This is a genomic window from Enterococcus pingfangensis (assembly GCF_005405205.1).
In the GTDB taxonomy this organism is placed as follows: Bacteria; Bacillota; Bacilli; order Lactobacillales; family Enterococcaceae; genus Enterococcus_A; species Enterococcus_A pingfangensis.
The window spans coordinates 1-21,627 of sequence record NZ_BJDP01000020.1; the positions used below are offsets into that span (position 1 = coordinate 1).

The following is a 21,627-nucleotide window of genomic DNA, read 5'->3' on the forward strand; positions in this document are numbered from 1 at the left end:
TTTGAAGATTTAGAAACAGAGAAAATGTCTTAGCAGTCTCTACTAAAATATGTCCAAGATATTGACTCAAATCCAATTTATTACAGAGAACGAATTTGCTTATTTAAAAGCGAATTTTGGCAAATATAGCGGTTTTTTAGGACTTGATCTTGAAATGGTTCAAACAGAGCCTAGAAAGCGTTATGTGGACGGTAGTAAGGTACAGGAACACCACGCCATTATTCCAACAAAACAAGTACCTAACGAATCTGCATTAGCAAAAATGGACGATTTGCAACGAAAAATTTATGCTTTAGTCGTTAAAACGACCGTTGCCATGTTTTTACCTGATTACTTGTATGAAGAAACCAAGATACAAACGAAGGGGGAAAAACAGACTTTAGACTGAAATAAAAAAAAAAAAGCTTAGTGAATCCATCTCGATTGACAGAATTTAAGGGCAGATAGACTTCCTTTTTTTATTTCACAATCTTGTTGTATAATAGTGTAAAGGATTAAAGGAGATGATTAGATGGAAAAACAAATTTGGAAGCAGTTTGTACAAGGAGAAACGAGAGTCCTAACGCAGCTTCCATCAAAAATAGCTAATTCATGGCAATTCTGTTTACAAAACCATGTGGATCCTTTTTTAGTCAAACCACCAAAAATTTTAACTGCAAGTGACTTAACAACGAAGCAGCAAGAGAATCAAGAACTCATCCAACTTGTTAAAGCGGAATTAAGTAGCATTGAAAAACAGTTTCACTTAACAAATCAACTATTTATTCTAACCGATAATGAAGCAAATATCATTTGGCGAACGGGAAATTATCAAGCAAGAGATTTTGCCAATGAGATTGCCTTTCGTGAAGGAAGTAATTGGTCAGAGTTAGAAGTCGGTACGAATGCTATCGGTCTGGCCTTGCGATCAAAAGAAGATGAGTGTCTTGCTTTGGAAGAACATTACTCGGCAGCATCAAGAAAATGGAGTTGTGCGGCATCACCAATTCTTGATGAAAACAATGAAATTCTCGGAGTCCTAGATATATCAACGTATCAAAACTCGACGGCGAAGGATTCATTTTTACTATTGACGATGCTGACGCAAAAAATATCCAATCAGCTGATGAAACGGCACATTCAACGACGAAATGACTTATTAGAGTACGCAAAGTCTTTTTTAGAAGAAGTTCTTTTTTGTGATGCGCATTTTCGCATTATTCAAGTACCGCCTAGTATGGCAGATCAGTTTCATATAGGGCAGGATATGCGTAAAATCATTAGTCCAGCAATGATTTATGATCAAGAAAGTATTATGCGTAATCGCCAACTAATCGGTTACAAATACAAATTGTATCAAGTGAAAAATGAAAAGGGTAACACACCGACCTATCCAGGTGTAGCTTCTAGAAGTAAGAGTTACCAACAGTTTTTGAATCAGGTTATTAAGGTCTCTACAACGAGTGTGCCAATTCATATTTTTGGCGAGTCAGGTAGTGGAAAGGAAATAATATCGCAGACCATTCACCAAAATAGTCCACAAAAAAATGGCCCTTTGATTGCTATTAATTGTGGGGCTATTAGTGAGAATTTATTGGAAAGTGAGCTTTTTGGCTATGCACCAGGCGCGTTTACTGGGGCCAATGCGAAAGGGTTTGAAGGAAAATTATCACAAGCCAATGGCGGCAGCTTATTTTTAGATGAGATTGATAGTATGCCGGAAAAGATGCAACAATCTTTGCTTCGTGTATTAGAAGACAAGATGGTGACCCCTATTAGTGGAAAACCGGTCATGACTGATTTTCGCTTAATTACGGCAAGTAACAAGGATTTACGGAAGTTGGCCCTAGAAGGCAAGTTCCGAGAAGATCTATTTTATCGCTTATTTGTATGTACGGTCCGCATTCCGCCTCTTAGAGAACGCTTAGAGGATATTGCTCCACTGGTTGACCGATTTATGGTGAGCAATCATTGGGAAATTGATTGGAAGTGGAAGATTGAAAAAGTTGCCAAAGGATATCCTTGGTACGGTAACATCCGGGAGTTCAATAATTTTCTATCGCGAGTGGCGATATTTTACTCTGATTCAGAACCGTCAGAGGATGAATTGAACGCCTTAATTCAAACAGGTAGCATTTACCTAAATCAGGGTTCAACCAATTCCTACGAACCTATCTTTACTAGCAAAATAAAATCAGAAAAACATCGGATTGAAGAAGCGTTAGAAGCGAGCCATTTCAATATGACAAAAACAGCAGAAACATTAAATATCTCACGAGCAACACTGTATCGCAAACTAAAAAAATACGAGTTGTCTTGGTAAATTTTTGTGAAAAAAAGCAAATTGAGAAGAAATTTGTTTTTTTAGTAAAAAAATAGTTTGAAGCAAAAAAAAAAGAGAAGGAAACTTCTCTTTTTTTTGTGTCTCAGAAACTCGCTAATGAGACAAACTGTATCACATCTTTGTTGCGATTGTGTCTCAAAAAGGTAAGCGATTCCAAAGTGTGTGTTTCAAGATTAAAAATATGGCCGGAGTGATTTGTTGTATAACATCGTAAATCAGTCGTATAGCAAGGATTTGTGAAAGGAGAGATGTTCTCTCTTGTTTCACAAAAAAGTTGGCATGCAACTTGCTTATTAATAGACTGAAAGCGTAATCAATAAGGAGGGACAATTCATGACAAACTATGACTTAATTGTCATTGGCGCTGGACCGGGCGGCTATGTTGCGGCGATTAAAGCTGCACAACTCGGCAAAAAAGTAGCTGTGGTCGAAAAGAATAAAATAGGAGGTACCTGTCTAAATGTGGGCTGTATACCTTCGAAAAGCTATCTGCAACATGCGCATTGGCTCTTATCATTGGAAGAAGGAAAAAAACATGGTGTAGATACTACGCTCAATGCCATAGACTTTTCAAAAATGGTCGATCGAAAAAATGGCGTCGTTCAAACACTGCAATCGGGCATTCAGCATTTGTTTTCGAGTAATAAAATTGATTACATCGAAGGTGAGGCTGCGTTAGTTTCTAAGACGTGCGTCGAGGTAGCTGAGAAAGCATTGCATGCTGAAAAGATTTTATTGGCGACAGGGGGAAAACCTTTTGTGCCACCGATTAATGGGATTGAACACGCACATTATAATACGACCGATACGTTCTTTTCTATGGCTGAATTACCGAAAAAACTTGTCGTTATCGGTGGTGGGATTATTGCAGTGGAGTTGGCATTTGCAATGAAACCATTGGGCGTAGACGTAACGTTATTAGAGGTAGCCAAAGATATTTTACTAACGGAAGATCCAGAAGCGCGCAAAATCATCAAAAAGAAATTGTCAAAAATGGGCATTGCCATTACGACTTCTGCAAAAATTGACCAAGTAACCGATAAGGAAGTCATCGTAGCTGGGAAAGCTGTGGCATATGATCGCTTACTCGTAGCTGCTGGGCGAAAACCAGATTTGACTTTAGCGAGTCAACTGGAGATTGAATTGGATGAAGCAAGCCGTTTCGTTCGCGTAAACAATACGTATCAGACCAGTATTCCAAGTATCTATGCAATAGGCGATGTCATCGGAGGTTATCAATTGGCACATGTTGCCAGTCAAGAAGGGATACGCGCTGTCGAGGCGATGTTTGGTACTGAGAGATTCCCAGTGGATAAAACATCTGTCCCACGTTGTCTTTACACTAGTCCTGAAGTAGCAAGTTTTGGACTATCTGAAGAAGAAGCGAAAGCCCAATATCAAGATGTAGTTGTGAAGATGATGCCTTTTTCAGGAAATGGGAAAGCCATTGCAGCGATGGAAACAGATGGATTTGTCAAAATAATTAGTGAAAAACACTACCATCAAATTCTAGGAGCGGTAATTGTCGGAAGCCATGCAACAGAGATGATTCATACGATTTTAGCTGTAAAAGAAGCAGAAGGAACAATTGATGAGCTTGATGAAATGATTTTTGCCCATCCGACGCTTTCTGAAGTGATTGGTGAGACGAGCAATTCATTATTTGGACGAGCAATTCATGGTTAATAAGGAGGAAAAGAAAATGACAAAAATGACAAAAGATCAAGCAAAATGGATCCTAAAAACAATGTACGATATCCGTAATTTTGAAAACCAAGTGCATGATATTTTTACGACAGGTGAAATTCCAGGATTCGTTCACTTATATGCTGGCGAAGAAGCAATTGCAACAGGCGTCTGTGCGAATTTGACAGATGATGATTATATTACAAGTACGCACCGTGGTCATGGACATTGTATCGCAAAAGGTTGCGACTTAGATGGCATGATGGCTGAAATTTATGGGAAAGAAACAGGCTTAAATAAAGGAAAAGGTGGCTCGATGCATATCGCCGACGTCGGTAAAGGAATGCTTGGGGCTAACGGTATGGTCGGTGGCGGCTTCCCAATCGCTGTCGGAGCGGGCTTACGAAATAAATATCTAAAAACAAAAGATGTTGCGGTATGTTTCTTTGGTGATGGCGCTGCGAATGAAGGGACGTTCCATGAAGGAATTAATATGGCGTCGATTTGGAAATTACCGGTCATTTTTGTTAACGAAAATAACTCATTTGCGGAAGCAACACCGCAATGGTATTCATCCGGTTCTAAAACAATCGCCGAACGTGCAGCAGCATATGGCATTCCCGGTGTAAGAGTGGATGGCGATGACTTGTTTGCAGTCTATGAAGCTACTGGGGAAGCAATCGAGCGTGCACGAAAAGGCGAAGGGCCAACACTGGTTGAATGTGTAACGTATCGTAATTACGGGCACTTTGAAGGTGACGAACAAAAATACAAAAATATAGATGGTGAAGAAAAAAATCGCCAAGACCGCGATTGTATTCCAGAATTTATCGAAAAAGCAATTGCGAAAAAATTATTAACGAAAAAAGAAGCAGAAGAAATTGCTGAAAAATCAACTACTGATATTGCGCATGCCATTAAATTTGCTGAAGAAAGTCCAGTTCCACGCCCAGAAGCATTGTATGAAGATGTATTCGCAGACTAAGCAGAGAAAAAGGAGAGAAGAAACATGACTAGAAAAATTACTTTTATGAAAGCTATTAACGAAGCATTAGAACAATCAATGGAGCGTGACGATCGAGTAATCTTACTTGGTGAAGATATTGCCGGAGGAGCAAAGGTTCCTCACTTAGAAGAGTCAAATGAAGATGCTTGGGGTGGCGTGTTTGGTGTCACAAAAGGTCTGATGCCTAAATTCGGTCGCGAACGTGTGATTGATACACCAATCTCAGAAATGGGCTACATGGGAGCGGCAGTTGGTGCTGCTGCTACAGGATTACGTCCAGTCCCAGAATTGATGTTTAATGATTTTATTGGTTTTTGTTTTGACACAATCTTAGCTCAAGGCTCTAAAATGCGCTATATGTTTGGAGGAAAAGCGAAAATTCCGATGACTGTCCGTACGTGCCATGGTGCAGGCGCAAGTGCCGCTGCTCAACACTCAGGATCATATTATGGCATTTTTGGCTCTATTCCAGCGGTCAAAGTAGTTGTCCCTTCTAACCCTTATGATGCTAAAGGATTACTAACGGCTGCTATCGAAGATGACAACATTGTTATTTTCTCTGAAGATAAGACTCTTTATGGCTTAAAAGGTGAAGTGCCAGAAGAGTACTATACTGTTGAAATCGGAAAAGCAAAAGTAAAACAAGAAGGAACGGATTTGACCATTGTGACTATCGGAAAAATGTTATACGTTGCTCTTGAAGTGGCAGATAAATTAGCGAAAGATGGCATCTCTGTAGAAGTAATCGACTTGGTTACTGTAGCACCGTGGGATCAAGAAACGATTATTCAGTCAGTGAAGAAGACAGGTCGTTTAATCGTGATTGACGAAGCCAATCCCCATAATAATACTGCGACAGATATTGCATCTATCGTCGGAGACAAAGCATTTGATTATCTAGATGGACCAATTAAATGTGTCTGTGCACCAAATACACCCGTACCATTTGCTACAAACTTAGAACAATTATACTTACCAAATGCAGACCGTGTATTAGAAACTGCAAATGAATTAATCGCGGACTTAAAGAAATAAGAGGAGGTGGATAGTGAATGGCAACAGAAATTACAATGCCTAAATTAGGGCTTACAATGACAGAAGGAACCGTCGACAATTGGGCGAAAAAAGAAGGCGATGCCGTTAGTAAAGGTGAAGTTGTATGTACAATTAGTTCTGAAAAACTAAGCTACGACATTGAATCGTCAGTAGATGGAACATTGATTAAAATTTTGGTAGCAGAAGGCGATGATGCGGAATGTACTGCGCCAATCGGCTATATCGGAGAGCCAGGTGAACAAGTAAGCGGGGAGGCTTCACCAACTGAACCTACTTCTGCTCCAGTAGAGGAAAATAAGGCAACAAGTGAGGAACCAAAAGCACAAGCGGCACCCGAAAGAAAAGCAGGTGAACGTATCTTTATTACACCATTAGCACGCAAATTAGCTGCTGAAAAAGGATTTGATATTGCCCAAATTAATGGCTCAGGTGGCAATGGTCGAATTACTCGACGCGATGTACAGCGTCATCAACCAAGTGTGGAGACTACTATTGCAGCCGCATCTTCAACCGTCGGAGCTGGCTTAAAAGGTATGCGTAAGACAATCGCTGAACGTATGATGCATAGCTTACAATCTACAGCACAAGTAACCATCCAACAAAAAGCAGATATTACGAATTTATTAGCATTCAAGAAAGAATTGCAATCTAAATCGAGTGTTCCATTGAAGGATGGTCAATTAAGTATTACGACCTTGCTTTCAAAAGCAGTCATCTTGGCTTTGAAAGAAACACCAGATATGAATGCCTGGTATCAAGATGGTTCTTATGAAAAACAAGAGGCAGTTCATCTTGGAATGGCCGTTGCCGTTGCAGATGGCCTAGTTGTACCAGTCGTTGAAGACGCTGATCGCATGACGCTTACTGAATTAGGTAAGACCTTAAATAGTCGGATTACCGAAGCTCGTGATGGGTCGTTAGCTGGCAAGCATTATTCAGGTTCGACCTTTACGATCAGTAATCTTGGCAAGAGTGGAGCAGAGTACTTCACACCAATCATCAATACACCAGAAATTGGTATCTTAGGTGTTGGGTCAATGCAAAGCCAATTAGCATTTGATGAAAATCGCGAAGTAGTTGAGTTGAAGAAATTACCATTAAGCTTGACATTCGATCATCAAATCTTAGACGGTTCACCAGCTGCAGAATTTTTAGGCCGCATCATTTTCTACTTGGAAAATCCGTATAGTTTAGTATTCTAAAAGGTTTATTCGTATTTAAGGTCGTGTGTCAGAAGTTCTACTATAAGTGAAAAGACAGAAAAATCAAAAGTTGGAAAGGCAACTTCTGGTTTTTCTGTCTTTTCCATTCGAAGCATACGATACATCGTGATACGTTTTGTAACATGATGTTTCATAAAACTTTCCGATTTGTTACAGTGTTTCTAAGAAAGTACGATTTTATCAACTGTTTTAATTTTGGCACGCTTTTTGCTCATTATCTAAGTGCTTCACATGTTTTGAAGGAAACGTGATGAATGAATGATGCATGGAGGAATGTCAAATGAAAGCAGCAGTATGGTATGGACAAAAAGATGTCCGTGTAGAAGATGTCGAAGTAAAGGCGTGTGAACCAGATGAAGTTCGAGTAAAAGTAGCATTTACTGGGATTTGTGGTTCAGACTTACATGAATTTTTAGAAGGACCAATTTTTATTCCCGTTGATCAACCAGATCCATTTGCAAAAGGTCAAGCGCCTTTAACGATGGGGCATGAATTTTCTGGAACGATTGAAGAAGTTGGTTCACAAGTGAAGGATGTAAAAGTTGGCGATCGTGTAGCTATTTTTCCTACGATGTCAAATGAAGCAAAAGTTGAAGAAGTTGATTTGTATGATGGCTATAACTTTATTGGCTTGGCAAGAGATGGCGGCTTCGCTGAATATTGTACCGTTCCAGAACATTACGTGTACAAATTGCCAGATGAAATGTCTTTTGAAGAAGGAGCTTTAGTTGAACCAACAGCGGTTGCTGTACAAGCGTGTAAAGAAGGCGGCGTAAAATTTGGTGACAAAGTTGCTATTTTTGGAGCCGGCCCAATCGGATGTTTAGTGGCTGCTGCTGCCAAGGCTGCTGGTGCGGTGGATATTATCGTTTGTGATTTGTCAGAAGAACGTTTAGAAAAAGCCAAAGAATTAGGTGCGACAGTCACATTGAATTCAGGAAAAGTAAATGTTGTTGAGGAAATCCGTGCGATGACAAACGGTGGGGTCGATGTTGCTTTTGAAGTTGCGGGCGTTGAAGTAACAGTCAAACAAGCGATAGATGTTACGAAAGCACGCGGCATGATGGTCATTGTGTCTATTTTTGCTCATGAAATATCTTGGCACCCAATGCAATTGATTAACTCTGGTGTGAAAATCACTTCGACCATTGCCTATACCCGTACGACATTTGCCCAAACAATTCAAGCGATTGCAAGTGGTCAATTAGCTGTTGATCCAGTGATTACAAGAAAAATTGAATTAGAAGAAATTGTGGAAGAAGGCTTTGGTCTTTTGACTAGAGACAAATCACAATCGAAAATCTTAGTAGACATTCAAAAAGGTCGCTAATTAAAAATTAGGCCGCATAATGGCGATTATGTGGCCACCCTACCACAAAGATTGAAGCTGAAAAGCTCCAAGTAAAAGGTCCTGAAAATTCGAAAGTTGTTGTTCAAACTTTTGGATTTTCGGGACTTTTTGCTTGGAACTAATTTTGGGTCGCCGTGACGATTTTAAAAGACAGATTTTTTTGTGTCTCAGGATTATGGTCATTTGCATGAATTCTTGAATGGATACTCGTCAGTTTGCGAATGCTAAGGTGAGTCGCAAAAAAATATGCTAAACTGAAGCTATCTAGAGATAAAAAGAGGAATTATATATGTTAAAAAAAGATTCATCATTTGTTGAAGCAAGTCTTGTTTTGCTTGTTATTTTTGCTACTTTGGCGTATTTTGTCATTTTTGTGCAGATGAGTGCCTTGATCGCAATTTTGATTGTATTGATGGTACTAACGGGATATGTCTATTGGAAAGATCGCTCGTTTGATGCAATTCATAAAGGAATGGTCGAAGGAATCCGACCAGGAATTATTCCAATTGTGATTTTTATTTTGGTGGGAGCCCTGATTGCCGTCTGGATTCAAGCGGGAATTATTCCAACCTTAATGGTTTATGGTTTTCAGACTTTGCGTATTGAATGGTTCGTGCCATCAATTTTTATTGTTTGTGCTGTGATCGGCAGTGCAGTCGGTAGTGCTTTTACCGTCATGTCAACGATTGGTATTGCTCTATTCGGTGTGGGCGTGACGCTAGGCCTTTCGCCAGCATTAGTGGTGGGAGCGATTGTGTCTGGGGCTGTTTTTGGTGATAAAATGTCGCCATTGTCTGAGTCGACGAACCTTGCTGCTGCCGTTGTCGAGGTAGATTTATTTCTTCACAGGTTCTGTTGCAAAGTCTCAAAAAGGTCATTAGTTTTTCAAGATGATTCTTATTTAAGCAGGGATTCCTAATAGTCCTTTGATTTCTGTACAGACGGAAAAGCCAAAAAGAGACCCTTCTTTTCGGCTTTTTTTATAAATTCCTCGAATCGCTTCCATGCCTTTAATCGTGGTTGAGGCTGTTCGCAAACTTTGGTAAAATTTGTTTCTTCGCTTAATTGGACGATGATCTTGTTCAATCAGATTATTCAGATACTTGATTGTTCGATGTTCTGTTGTTATATACAGTCCATTTTTCTGAAGCTTTCTGAAGGCACTCTTAATAGAGGGTGCTTTATCCGTTACTAGAACCTTTGGTTCTCCAAACTGGTTCTTCAGTCGTTTTAGAAAAGCATACGCAGCCTGTGTGTCGCGCTTTTTCCGTAACCAGATATCTAAGGTTAAGCCATCTACATCGATAGCGCGATATAAATAATGCCACTTTCCTTTAATTTTGATATAATTCTCGTCCATTTTCCATGAATAAAAGGACTGTTTGTTTTTCTTTTTCCAAATTTGATAAAGAATCTTTCCGTATTCTTGCACCCAACGGTAAATTGTGGTGTGACAAACGTGAATTCCTCGGTCATACAGAATTTCCTGCACTTCACGATAACTCAGGTTGTACCGAAGATAGTAGCCGACGGCTACGATAATCACGTCTTTTTGAAATTGTTTTCCTTTGAACTGAGTCATCTTCATTCCTCCAAGCTATCTTTTTCAATTATTTTACCTCAAAATGAGCTTATCGGAAACTTTGCAACAGAACCCTATTTTAAAATGAGAAGTTTAAATGAAAAAAGTCCATACTAATAAATTGCGGAAAAATCTATCTACTTTTTAGTAGAGCGTAGATGTATGAATTATTCAGGAAGAAATAAAAGTTTATAATATATCCCATGATCCTCCCTTTTGAATGGAGATTATGATTTGAATAAATTCGCAATAAATATTGCTATCAGACAAATCAAAAGTGTAAGAGCAGCATATCCTAAAACAATAATGGTTTTTCCCATTCGTATTCTTCTAGGCTCTCTGTTTTCTCTTAACACTTCTATATCTTTATTTTGTGAAAATGCTAAAATCTCCTTGTAAGTTTTCAAGTCATTATTTTTTTTGAATTTTTCTAAAACAAAAGAACTCCATAAAGCAGGTAAAAATAGAATAATTGGAACTATTAATATCAACTTTGATTCTGGCAATGCTACTACTAAGCCAATAGATAGACTGGCTAATATTGTCGAACTAATCATTATTAAAGAATAAATATCGGCTCGTTTACTAGCTCTATTATTACTAATTTTCATCTTCATTTCCTCCAAATCTTCTCGAATTAATTCATCTAAAGAAACATTAAATAGAATAGCCAGCGAAATAATGATTTGTATGTCTGGATATGTTTTGTCATTTTCCCAGTTAGATATAGTTTGACGTGAAACAAAAATTTTATCTGCCAATTGTTCTTGGGAAAAATTATAAATTTTTCGATACTCTCTAATCCGTTTACCTATCTTCATAGTGTCTCCTTTCATAATCTAGCATACTGAGAAGTTTGAATTAAATCAGTCAAAAATTTTTTGAGTTTTAAAATTAAAGAATAATGTAAAAGACTTTTTGCGTTTGATTTTTTATGATATCCCTACCTACTTTACTAATATATTCATTTAAACCAATTATTAATAAAAGACAAATAAATATTGATACTCTAGAAAAACCAAAGATGGATTCTATAAATTATTTGCTTGCTTTATTTAAAAAACTACGCAAAGACGAGCTAATTAAGTTGCTTGTGGTCTTTCTTTATTCTGTAAACAGTCTGTCTGGTAACCCCATATTCTTTTGCGATTTCGGAGATGCCTGTACCTTTCTGTAATTCTTCTATAATATTCCTGTAGACAGCTCTCTTTTGAGGGTCTTTTGCTGTTGGACTATATAGTTTTGGGCGTCCTTTATAAACCCCATTTGCCTTAGCAATTTTAATTCCTTGTGCTTGGCGCCGTTTCGATTCAGTTCGTTCTTGCTCAGCAATCATGGCCAAAATTTGAACGATTAAGTCTTTGATGAATTTATCCAAGAGAGGATTTCCAATTGCTTCAGCCATGATTGGCAAACTAGTGATAACTAGCTGCACATTTTTCCTCTTTAGGAAATTAACAGACTCAATGATCTCGTCATAATTCCTTCCTAAACGATCAATGGCTTCTACAATAAAAATATCTTGTTCTCTGACAAAATTTAGAGCTTCCTGAAAAATGGGTCGATGAGAGATAGTTGCTCCAGATTGTTTTTCAATAAAAATTTTTTCTGCACCAAATTTTTCCATTTCTTCAATTTGGCGTTGTTCATTTTGATCAATTGATGATACTCGAATATATGCAATTTTCAAGAATTTTTACCTACTTTCTCGAACAATATAAAATACACCCTAATCATAAAACCATATTCCAGCTGTCACTTTTAGATTTAAATGACGTATCTTGTAAATTAATTACTAGCACAAAAAACATTTATTATTCCCCACAATATACATTCGATGATAACTGTATCAGGCTGAATCAGATGATCCACATTTCTACTTTTTTTATTTTATAACGAACACATGAATTGTAGAGTTCATAAACGATTGCTAAAATTCCCTTGGATTTTTCAAAAGTATTCGTATAGTGGTTTGTATAAGTGAAATGTATATATAGACCTCATTTCTTTGTAGTTATGAGTCTAATATATGCATTTTTTGCTGTTTTAACAAGCTTTTCATAGTATTTCCGTTAGGGAAAATTAACTAGCACCACGGGTTAGCTCATATTATTTTTTATAAATTAGTAGACTCCCTAAGTATCAGCTTCGTAGAATATTTTGAGATCGAATAAGGAATGTCAGGTTCAATCAAGCGATCCATAATCAGATGTGCAGCTTTTCTGCCCAAGTAGATTTTCGGCGTATCGATGGTGGTCAACCCCGGCAAAATTCGCTCAGAATTTGGGATATTATCAAACCCGATGACGTTGATATTGTCCGGAATTTTATACCCCAATGCTTGCAGGGCGTAGATCAATTGGATCGCTAGCCAGTCATTTCCGCACAAGAAGACATCGGGGACTTTTTTCATAGAATTGAGCAATTCTTTAATTTTCTCGAAATTCTCAAAAATAGTATCTGTGTCCTTGAGAATCGAAGCGTGACGATTGATTATCAACTCATGCTTTTTCAAAGTATTGAAAAAGGCATAGTATCGTTCCATAAAGCCAAGTCCCGTATTGGGTGAGTACAAATCACCAATAAAGGCAAAATCAGAGTAGCCTTTTTGAATGAGTAATTCAGTGATTCGTTCAACATTGGAATGATTTTCCATCATAACAATGTCACATTTTCCAATCAAATAATTGGGATTTTTTGGGGCATCCACCGTGACGATTGGAAGGTTGGTCTCCAATAACTTATTCCAGACCGGCCGAAAATTCATTTCGACCACTATGATGCCTTTCGTATTAGAACTGTAGACTGCCTCGGGCAATCGCCCTTCCTCAATATCCTCTTTCGATAACGTTGCAATCGTCAACTGGTAATTCGTCTCGGAAAGGACCATTTCGATCCCTGTTAAAACATTGCTCCAAAATTGAGAATCATTTGCATGGTTAGTATTCAGAAACAAGATATTTCCCTGATCAATCTTGTATTCTACCCGTTCTTCCTTCGTGAAATACCCCATGGATTCCGCTTTTCTTACAATGCTTTCTATTGTTCGTTGAGATACTTGAGGATCGTTCTTAAGCGCTTTCGAAACAGTATTTCTTGAGTACCCGGTTTCTTTAGCAATATCGTTGATTGTACATTTCATTTTTCATCCTCCCCAATGCAGTATAACTACTCGATGCATATAAAAGCAATATATATTTGCACGAAAATGCACAAAAAAGTAAAAATCGCTTGCAGTTAAGCGCTACCAAAATTATTCTAAGGACATTAAATGATTAATTAAATTTAGGAGAGATGCTGAATGAGTTTATTTTATCGACCTGAGAATGCATGGGTGGGAGATCTGATCCCGTATTATGAAGATGGGACATTCTATGCATATTATTTGCATGATCCAAGAATAGTTGAGGGTAAATACGCTGAAGAGACAACGTGGCACTTGGCAACAACAAAGGACTTCGTCAACGTTAATTACAAGGGAGAAGCAATCAAAAGAGGAACAAATGATGAGTACAATCTTAACAATTACACAGGTTCAATCATTAAAGACAATCAAGGGAAGTATCATGCATTTTATACCGCTTTTAATGAGAACAAGCCCTATGTAAATGGAAAGAGTGTCCAATTAGTCATGAAAGCTGTCGGTGATAACTTGTATGAACTAGACACAGATCCAAATTTTCTTTTTCCATCTGACGGGGACATTTATGAAGAGTTCGATTGGCGTGATCCTTTTGTTTTTTGGGTAGAGGAAGAGCAATGTTACTTCATGTTGTTGGCATCTAGACGACAAGGAGCGGGAGATCTGAGAGGTGGCTGCATCTCATTGTCTAAGTCGAAGGATTTGGAGACTTGGGAATATTGTGAACCGTTTTATGATCCGAAAATGTACATCACGATGGAGTGTCCAGAGGTCTTTAAGATGGGGGATTACTGGTATTTAGTATTTTCAACATTTTCAGATCGCTTTACTACGCACTACCGTTATGCAAAAAGTTTGAACGGCCCGTGGATTATTCCAGAGGATGATGTATTTGATACACGAGCCAACTATGCGATCAAAACAGCCTCAGATGGAGAAAGAAGAATCGCCTTTGGATGGGTTGCGACAAAAGAAGGAGAGACGGACTTTGGCTCATGGGACTGGGGAGGAACAATGATTTTCCATGAATTGATCCAAGATCCTCAAACCGGTGAACTGAAGGCAGTGATGATTGATACAGTCGGTGAATTCTTTAAAGAAAAATCGGAGATATCCGCACCAGTCTTTTATAATGATCATAGTAATGATAAAAACAAGGTCGCAAGTGATACATTAGGAGCCATGCTGTTCGATAGTCCATCCGACACCTTTTCAGCGACACTGGACTTTGAAGTTTTGAAGGCAAAAGAGTTTGGCATTGCCCTTCATGTGGATGAAGGAATGGAAACGGGCTATTTCTTACGTATGCTACCAGAGCAAAATTTGATTGCATGGGATATCTGGCCAAGAGCTGAAAAAGGTGAGTATCAGTGGCAGATCAAAGGAGACATCCCCTATCAAGTTGAAACAAGTAGACTTCTGCCAAAAGCGACACACTATCATGTACAACTATTGCGAGAAGGAAGTATGTGTGTTGTTTATGTAAACGACGAAATTGCGTTATCGACGAGACTGTATAATCACAGCGGTAAAAAAATCGGGTTATACGTGGTACAAGGAGAAGTAGCGTTACATGAGATCGAGATAAAAGAATAGGAGTTGTTTCTTCCATGATAAGAAAAGTTACAGTTTTGGTTGGTCTTTTAGGCGTTCTTTTTATGGTGACAGCCTGTGGAGGAAAAAAAGAAGATACCTCTACAACGACGGTCAAATGGCTGACTTCTCGTCCAGTCGGCGGAGCGATCGATGAAACCATGCGAGAAATAGCCGATCAATACAGCAAGGAAAAAGGCGGAAAATGGAAAATTGATTTTGAAACCACGGCGGACAGACCTTCATATTTACAGAAATTAAAAACATTGGTTGCCGGTAACAACATGCCGGATATCATTGACACTGATCCAGATCTTTACGCAAAAGAGCTTGTTAAAGCTGGGAAACTCGTAGACATGAAAAAATTCTTGCAAAAGAATGACTACTATCAGAACTTTTATCCGACAGCATTGAAATATCAAGAATTTTCAGACGGATCGATGTATACACTTCCTCTGGAATACCATGTCGAGATGATCTGGTATAACAAAAAATTGTTTTCTCAACACGGAATCAGTGTTCCAAAAACCTTCGATCAATGGTTAGCGGCATGTGAAAAATTAAAAAAAGCAGGTGTGACGCCGATCTCCGTTGATGGGATCGATCGCTGGCCAGTCCAACGCTACTTGGCAATGTCAGCTTTCAGACAAACGGGAAATCAGTTCATTGAGAATCTGAGTCAAGGCAAAGAAAAAATGTCTAGTCAAACGGGTGTTGATTCGGTCAAGTTCGTAAAAGATATCGGGCAATATTTCAACGAAGGTTTTTCTGCCACAGATTACGCAACCGCACAATCAATGTTTTTAGATGGAAAATCAGCGATGTATTACATCGGTGACTGGGAGATCGGTGCCATGCAGGAAAAATACGACGCGGGAGAAATTGATTATTTCTATATGCCGACAACGAAAGATAGTGTGACAGCAGCCAATGAATTTTGTGTAAACTCTGGAATAGGTATGGCCTTCAACGCGGAAACCTTCGATAAAAAGACAAAGGATTTTCTCTTATACGTACTGGATCATTATGCGGATATCTACACGAAGAAAATGCAGATGTCTCCAATTAAAACGGAGTTGCCAAAAGATGTCGATTATTCAAGTCTATATTTGAGAATCCGAAAAGATATGGATAATACTGGGGAACAATTTATGAAGCCATGGGATACCTATCTAGATTCTTCAACGAATACGATCGTTCAAGACAACTTGTTGCTTGTGGGTTCGGGCGACATGAAACTTCAAGATTTTGTCAAAATGATCGATGACTCGATTAAAGTGAATGTTGTAGATCAATAAAGGAGGGGAAAATATGGGTGTTTTACGTGATAAGAAGGCATTTTTCGTTTTTCTAATGCCTGGACTACTATTCTATCTGCTCTCTGTTTTTTATCCAATTACGGAGTCGCTTCGTTTAAGTTTTATCAAATGGAACGGAATCACTCCACAACAGTTTGTTGGCTTGGAAAATTACAAGCGGCTCTTTCAGGACCCGGTATTTTATAAAGCATTAATCAATAATTTAATTTATTTAGTAATCGTTGTCATTATTCAATTGTCGATTGGCTTACTATTTGCGGTGTTATTGACTTACTTGAAAAAGCGGGCGAATTTAGTCAAGACGCTCTATTATGTTCCGTGTATCGTTACGACAGTCGCCATCGCGCAACTCTTCAGAAGTATTTATTCAACACAGCCAGAAGGATTGCTGAATCAGATGTTATCGGCAGTAGGCTTAGGAGGGATCGCGACTTCTTGGTTAACGAATTTGAATACGGTGCTGGGTGCCGTCTCGATTCCCGAAGGCTGGCGCTTCATCGGAATGTACATGGTCATCTTTTATGCAGCGCTCGTTTCATTAGACGAATCGGTCTACGAAGCAGCGAAAATCGATGGCGCAACAGAACTGCAGATCCTTTTCAAAATCAAGATTCCTATGATCAAAGACATTCTGCTGCTCACCTTCACAATGTGTTTAACGGGTGCGTTGAGAGGCTTCGATATTCCTTACCTGCTGACAAACGGTGGTCCGGGGAATGCAAGCGAATTGATGTCCACATACATGTATAAACAAGCCTTTACCAATAACCAATACGGATATGGAAGTGCCTTGGCTGTCTTCATAATTATAGAAAGCGTCTTGATCATCTTCATTTTGAGAAAAATATTTGAAAATTATGATGTGAAAGCACAAAAAAAGGCAGCGAAACAAGCGCTAGCGTTAAGCAAACGCAAGAATAACAAGGAAGGCGGTGTGGTGTAATGAAAGAGAAAGCAATAAAGTACCTATTTGTCCTTTTATTGATCATCTTTTTGATCATACAAATTTATCCTGTGATTTGGCTATTTATTGCAAGTCTGAAAGACTCTGTAGAACTATCGACGACGCCATTCTCATTGCCGAAAGCTGTGACATTTGAGAATTATAAAAATGTATTGGGCGATGGCGTCATTGGTGGCTATATGTGGAATAGTTTGAAGATCACCATGATCTCGCTGGTATTGATACTAGTATTAAGTGCCACGATCGGCTTCGCGTTATCCAAATTCCGCTATAAACACAGTAAGAAAATCTATTCGTTCTTCATGTTCGGCATCATGGTACCTGTTCAAATCACACTGATTCCATTGTTTATTTTTTATAGCAAAATCGGGATCTTAAACACTAGTATGGCGATGGTATTGCCGCAAGTAGGCTTTGCATTGCCGCTATCTGTCATGATGTTTGTCAACTTCTACAATTTCGTTCCAGATGAACTGATCGAAGCGGGAATCGTTGACGGCTGTTCACCTTACCGTGTCTTTTTACAGATAGTTGCACCGTTGGCTAGAAATACAATGATCACTATCGCTTCAATGTACAGTATTTTGATTTGGAACGACTTTATATTTGCCAATACATTTATTAGCGATTCTTCTGCTAAAACCATCACCATGGGCTTGAAAGATTATGTGGGAGCGTTTGGAAATGTAGATTGGGGCGCGACCTATGCGGCGATATCGATCGCCATCTTGCCGCCAATACTGATTTACTTCTCGCTGAATAAATGGGTGACTTCGGGCATGACTGCTGGCGCAACGAAAGGATAGCTTATGAAGAACGAAGCAAATCAATATATCGAAAAATATAAAGCTTTAGCCTTAAAAAGCTCTCAACAGCCTATTCTTCACTTTACACCGTCGTTAGGATGGATGAATGATCCAAATGGACTAATCTTCTTCAAAGGGGAATATCATTTGTTTTATCAATACCATCCATACCAAACAAAATGGCACCAAATGTATTGGGGACACGCGGTAAGCAGCGATTTGATTACTTGGAAGGAACTGCCGATTGCTTTGGCACCTTCTGAAGAGTATGAGGATAGTCCAAATGGCGGCTGTTTTTCAGGAACAGCGCTAGAACATGAAGGGACGCTTTATCTATTTTATACAGCTGTCGCGAAAAATACAGCAGGGCAACTGATACAAAAGCAATGTGTAGCAATGAGTGAAGACGGTCGGAATTTTTCAAAATACAAGAACAACCCCATTATTCATACAGACCATCTTGAGAAAGAAAATCCTCATTTTAGAGATCCTAAAGTCTGGCAAAAAGGTTCTATATTTTACATGCTTGTAGGTGTCAGCCAGGATCACGTTGGGAAATTGCTTATGTACCGATCAGAGAATCTTTTAGATTGGACAATGATGGGGATAGCCTTTGAAGACCCCAATGCTTGGATGCTGGAATGTCCAGATTTTTATGAATTAGAAGGCAAGGAAGTATTGACCTTTTCACCAGTAGGAATAACAGGCGAGTATTCGACCTATCTAATCGGTCATATGGATTATAAAAAGGGGCAATTCCAATTGAAATCCAGAGGTATTCTTGATTATGGCGTTGATTTTTATGCGCCTCAGACCTTTTTAACACCAGAGGGTGAACGATATGTCATCGGCTGGCAAAACGGTTGGGAATGGATGAATGAGTGGAATGGCTTCGGTGAATTAACAGAGAATAGCTGGTGTGGCGCGATGAGCATACCAAGAAAAATTAAGCTAAAAGACAATCGGCTGCAGTCTGTATTGCCGAATAAAGTTTCAACATTGAAAGCGGCAAAGACAGTCATTTATGATACACAAACTGACGGATATCAAAAACATATTTCGACTATTCAGGAAACTACGATTATTGAGCTGTCGCTGGGATCAGGGACAGCACCGATTAAACTGATGTTCAAAGATAAAGGAAGTGAGAGTGAAGACACATTCATCATTGACGAGCAACTGCACTACTATTCAACTGGAAATCCATTGGGAAGAAAGACGTTAATAATGCCGCTTTCTAATAGGAGTAAAACACTTAAGATCCTGCTTGATCTGTATTCCATTGAAGTTTTTGATGAAGAAGAAGGAACCGTCCTGAGCGTGAACAGCTTTTTCAAAGGGACGTTAAATCGAGACTTTTCTTTTAGTTGTAACGGAGAAGAGCGGCTCAAGCAGATAGTAGTGACGGAATTGAGTACAAAACAATTAATCAAGAGATAAGCGAAAGGGTAGATGAAAGATGTATGGAAGTATCGAAGCAGGAGGAACGAAATTCGTCTGTGCAATAGCCACGGATGAATTAGAAATCGTGAATCGGGAAAGCTTTCCCACCACGACACCTGAAGAAACCATGAAGAATGTTCTCGATTTTTTTTCGCCATATAAGGAATTATTAATAGGAATAGGAATCGGTTCATTTGGACCCATTGACATTCAGTATGAATCACCAACCTACGGCTACATCACTTCTACGCCAAAATTGGGCTGGCAACAGTTTGATTTTGTAGGAACAGTGAAGAAGGCTTTTCCTATACCAATAGCTTGGACTACCGATGTGAATGCCGCTGCCTATGGAGAAGCTGTTTTTGGAAACGGAAAGGGATGCTCAAGCGTCGTTTATTATACGATCGGAACGGGTATCGGTGGCGGTGCATTACAATACGGGCGTTTTATCGAAGGCTTCAGCCATCCAGAAATGGGACATATGCTTGTTGATCGGCATCCAACGGATACTTATGAAGGAAATTGTCCGTTCCACAAAAATTGCTTAGAAGGAATGGCAGCTGGTCCAGCCATCGAAAAGAGAGCTGGAAAAAAAGGACAAGAACTGAGTGAAGATGATGAGCAATGGGAGCTGGAAGCATACTATCTTGCACAATGCGCCTACAATACGACACTTATGCTCTCGCCTAATGTCATTATTTTTGGCGGAGGAGTCATGAAGCAACGCCATGTGTTAGAGAAAATGAAATTAGCTTTCAAAGAACTGTTGAATAGCTACGTTGAAGTGCCAGAGCTCGATCAATACCTTGTTCTTCCAAAATTAGGAGACAACGCGGGGACTTATGGATGTCTGGCATTAGCAAAAGAACAGCAGCTGCATTCTTAATAGAAAAGAAATGGGTGAACACATATGACAGAACTAAGCTTGAAGCATATTCATAAAAAATATGACAATGCAGAAACGTATTCAGTAACTGATTTTAATTTAGATATCAAGGATAAAGAATTTATTGTGTTTGTTGGTCCATCAGGCTGCGGGAAATCAACGACCTTGCGAATGATCGCTGGTTTAGAAGATATCTCGGAAGGGGATTTTACGATTGATGGTCAGCGGATGAATGATGTAGCTCCCAAAGACCGAGATATCGCTATGGTTTTCCAGAATTATGCGCTGTACCCACATATGACCGTCTTTGATAACATGGCATTTGGCTTAAAACTTCGTAAATATGATAAAAGCGAAATTACGAAACGAGTAGAAAATGCAGCAGAAATTTTGGGACTTTCAAACTATTTATATCGAAAGCCAGCAGCCCTGTCTGGTGGACAGAGGCAGCGTGTTGCTCTTGGAAGAGCAATTGTCCGAGATGCACGAGTCTTTTTGATGGATGAACCATTATCGAATTTGGATGCTAAGTTAAGAGTTTCGATGCGTGCCGAGATCGCAAAGTTGCATCAACGTCTAGAGACGACAACAATCTATGTGACCCATGACCAGACTGAAGCAATGACAATGGCCGATCGGATCGTAATCATGAAAGATGGTGTGATTCAGCAAGTTGGCTCTCCTCAGGAAGTCTATAATACGCCAGTGAATGTTTTTGTGGCAGGATTTATCGGCTCACCAGCAATGAATTTCTTTCAAGTGAGATTGAAAGACGGAGTGCTAACGAATAACCATGGATTAAAACTCACGATTCCTGAAGGAAAAAATAAAGTATTAAAAGAAAAAGGCTATGAAGGCAAAGAAGTCATATTTGGGATTCGTCCAGAAGATATTCATGGCGAACAAATTGCTCTTGATGCCGCTCCTAAATCGACAGTCCGTGCAAAAGTAGTCGTTTCAGAATTGTTAGGGGCAGAAACGATGCTTTATTCCGTTATCGGTGACACTGAATTTGTCGCAAAAGTAGATGCGAGAAACTTCCATGAACCGGGCGCCTCTGTCGATTTGGCATTTAATCTGAATAAAGGAAATTTCTTCGATAAAGAAACGGAGGCAGTCATCAAATTGCCTTAATAATGAAGTGATAAAGTTTCTTCTCAAAATAAGAGATGGTGTTAGTATCAAATCTTAGACAACTTTTCGTAGAGACAGAAATAAATTAAACTTATCTACGAGAGGATGGATTT

General features: G+C 39.0%; 17 protein-coding genes and 2 pseudogenes. 15 read left to right on the plus strand and 4 right to left on the minus strand.

Features of this window, described 5'->3' with window-relative positions:
* Positions 1 to 64 precede the first annotated feature (64 nt).
* From FFM63_RS09635 to FFM63_RS09670, 8 genes and pseudogenes are all read left to right on the plus strand, one after another.
* Positions 65 to 388 (plus strand): annotated as a pseudogene (locus FFM63_RS09635) (DNA topoisomerase); the annotation flags it as partial.
* A 123-nt stretch (positions 389 to 511) separates the two neighbouring features.
* Complete coding sequence (locus FFM63_RS09640; RefSeq protein WP_010731439.1) at positions 512 to 2,302, plus strand: sigma-54-dependent Fis family transcriptional regulator; 1,791 nt, start codon at positions 512 to 514, stop codon at positions 2,300 to 2,302.
* Between the two features lie 354 nt (positions 2,303 to 2,656).
* Positions 2,657 to 4,009 (plus strand): dihydrolipoyl dehydrogenase, encoded by a 1,353-nt coding sequence (gene lpdA / locus FFM63_RS09645; protein WP_010731440.1) that lies wholly within the window; start codon positions 2,657 to 2,659, stop codon positions 4,007 to 4,009.
* Positions 4,010 to 4,025: 16 nt separating this feature from the next.
* Positions 4,026 to 4,994: a thiamine pyrophosphate-dependent dehydrogenase E1 component subunit alpha gene (locus FFM63_RS09650; RefSeq protein ID WP_010731441.1), complete on the plus strand. Its 969-nt coding sequence runs from the start codon at positions 4,026 to 4,028 to the stop codon at positions 4,992 to 4,994.
* Between the two features lie 24 nt (positions 4,995 to 5,018).
* Complete coding sequence (locus tag FFM63_RS09655; RefSeq protein ID WP_002405048.1) at positions 5,019 to 6,050, plus strand: alpha-ketoacid dehydrogenase subunit beta; 1,032 nt, start codon at positions 5,019 to 5,021, stop codon at positions 6,048 to 6,050.
* 17 nt (positions 6,051 to 6,067) lie between these two features.
* Positions 6,068 to 7,273 (plus strand): dihydrolipoamide acetyltransferase family protein, encoded by a 1,206-nt coding sequence (locus FFM63_RS09660; RefSeq protein WP_137610074.1) that lies wholly within the window; start codon positions 6,068 to 6,070, stop codon positions 7,271 to 7,273.
* 301 nt (positions 7,274 to 7,574) lie between these two features.
* A complete protein-coding gene (locus FFM63_RS09665) occupies positions 7,575 to 8,624 on the plus strand; it encodes a 2,3-butanediol dehydrogenase (RefSeq protein WP_025188186.1) in 1,050 nt (349 codons plus the stop codon).
* 310 nt (positions 8,625 to 8,934) lie between these two features.
* Positions 8,935 to 9,492 (plus strand): annotated as a pseudogene (locus tag FFM63_RS09670) (Na+/H+ antiporter NhaC family protein); the annotation flags it as partial.
* A 54-nt stretch (positions 9,493 to 9,546) separates the two neighbouring features.
* On the opposite strand, the gene FFM63_RS09675 reads toward FFM63_RS09670, so the two are convergent.
* The 4 genes from FFM63_RS09675 to FFM63_RS09690 all read right to left on the minus strand — a co-directional run bounded on the left by FFM63_RS09675 (position 9,547) and on the right by FFM63_RS09690 (position 13,369).
* A complete protein-coding gene (locus tag FFM63_RS09675) occupies positions 9,547 to 10,227 on the minus strand; it encodes an IS6-like element ISEnfa1 family transposase (protein WP_171000225.1) in 681 nt (226 codons plus the stop codon).
* 227 nt (positions 10,228 to 10,454) lie between these two features.
* Positions 10,455 to 11,048: a helix-turn-helix transcriptional regulator gene (locus FFM63_RS09680; protein WP_171000226.1), complete on the minus strand. Its 594-nt coding sequence runs from the start codon at positions 11,046 to 11,048 to the stop codon at positions 10,455 to 10,457.
* A 257-nt stretch (positions 11,049 to 11,305) separates the two neighbouring features.
* Positions 11,306 to 11,917, minus strand: coding sequence for a recombinase family protein (locus FFM63_RS09685; RefSeq protein ID WP_137610077.1), 612 nt, complete (start codon positions 11,915 to 11,917; stop codon positions 11,306 to 11,308).
* A 426-nt stretch (positions 11,918 to 12,343) separates the two neighbouring features.
* Complete coding sequence (locus FFM63_RS09690; protein WP_137610078.1) at positions 12,344 to 13,369, minus strand: LacI family DNA-binding transcriptional regulator; 1,026 nt, start codon at positions 13,367 to 13,369, stop codon at positions 12,344 to 12,346.
* Between the two features lie 159 nt (positions 13,370 to 13,528).
* Here FFM63_RS09690 and FFM63_RS09695 point away from each other — a divergent pair, with 159 nt between their 5' ends.
* Genes FFM63_RS09695 through FFM63_RS09725 form a run of 7 tightly spaced genes read left to right on the plus strand, consistent with a single transcriptional unit; the run spans position 13,529 to position 21,514 of the window.
* Positions 13,529 to 14,965, plus strand: coding sequence for a glycoside hydrolase family protein (locus tag FFM63_RS09695; protein WP_137610079.1), 1,437 nt, complete (start codon positions 13,529 to 13,531; stop codon positions 14,963 to 14,965).
* A gap of 14 nt (positions 14,966 to 14,979) precedes the next feature.
* Entirely contained in the window at positions 14,980 to 16,260 is a 1,281-nt protein-coding gene (locus FFM63_RS09700; RefSeq protein ID WP_137610080.1) for an ABC transporter substrate-binding protein, read from the plus strand.
* A gap of 13 nt (positions 16,261 to 16,273) precedes the next feature.
* Positions 16,274 to 17,224, plus strand: a complete 951-nt coding sequence (locus FFM63_RS09705; RefSeq protein WP_137610081.1) for a carbohydrate ABC transporter permease — start codon at positions 16,274 to 16,276, stop codon at positions 17,222 to 17,224.
* Positions 17,224 to 18,051 carry a carbohydrate ABC transporter permease gene (locus tag FFM63_RS09710; protein WP_137610082.1) on the plus strand — a complete coding sequence of 276 codons (828 nt, stop codon included), beginning with the start codon at positions 17,224 to 17,226 and terminating at the stop codon, positions 18,049 to 18,051. Before FFM63_RS09705 ends, FFM63_RS09710 begins: the two co-directional genes overlap by 1 nt.
* 3 nt (positions 18,052 to 18,054) lie before the next feature.
* On the plus strand, positions 18,055 to 19,491 hold the full coding sequence (locus FFM63_RS09715; RefSeq protein ID WP_137610083.1) for a glycoside hydrolase family 32 protein: 1,437 nt from the start codon (positions 18,055 to 18,057) through the stop codon (positions 19,489 to 19,491).
* 19 nt (positions 19,492 to 19,510) lie between these two features.
* Complete coding sequence (locus FFM63_RS09720; RefSeq protein WP_137610084.1) at positions 19,511 to 20,380, plus strand: ROK family protein; 870 nt, start codon at positions 19,511 to 19,513, stop codon at positions 20,378 to 20,380.
* Between the two features lie 24 nt (positions 20,381 to 20,404).
* Complete coding sequence (locus tag FFM63_RS09725) at positions 20,405 to 21,514, plus strand: ABC transporter ATP-binding protein (RefSeq protein ID WP_137610085.1); 1,110 nt, start codon at positions 20,405 to 20,407, stop codon at positions 21,512 to 21,514.
* The last annotated feature ends 113 nt before the right edge of the window (positions 21,515 to 21,627 follow it).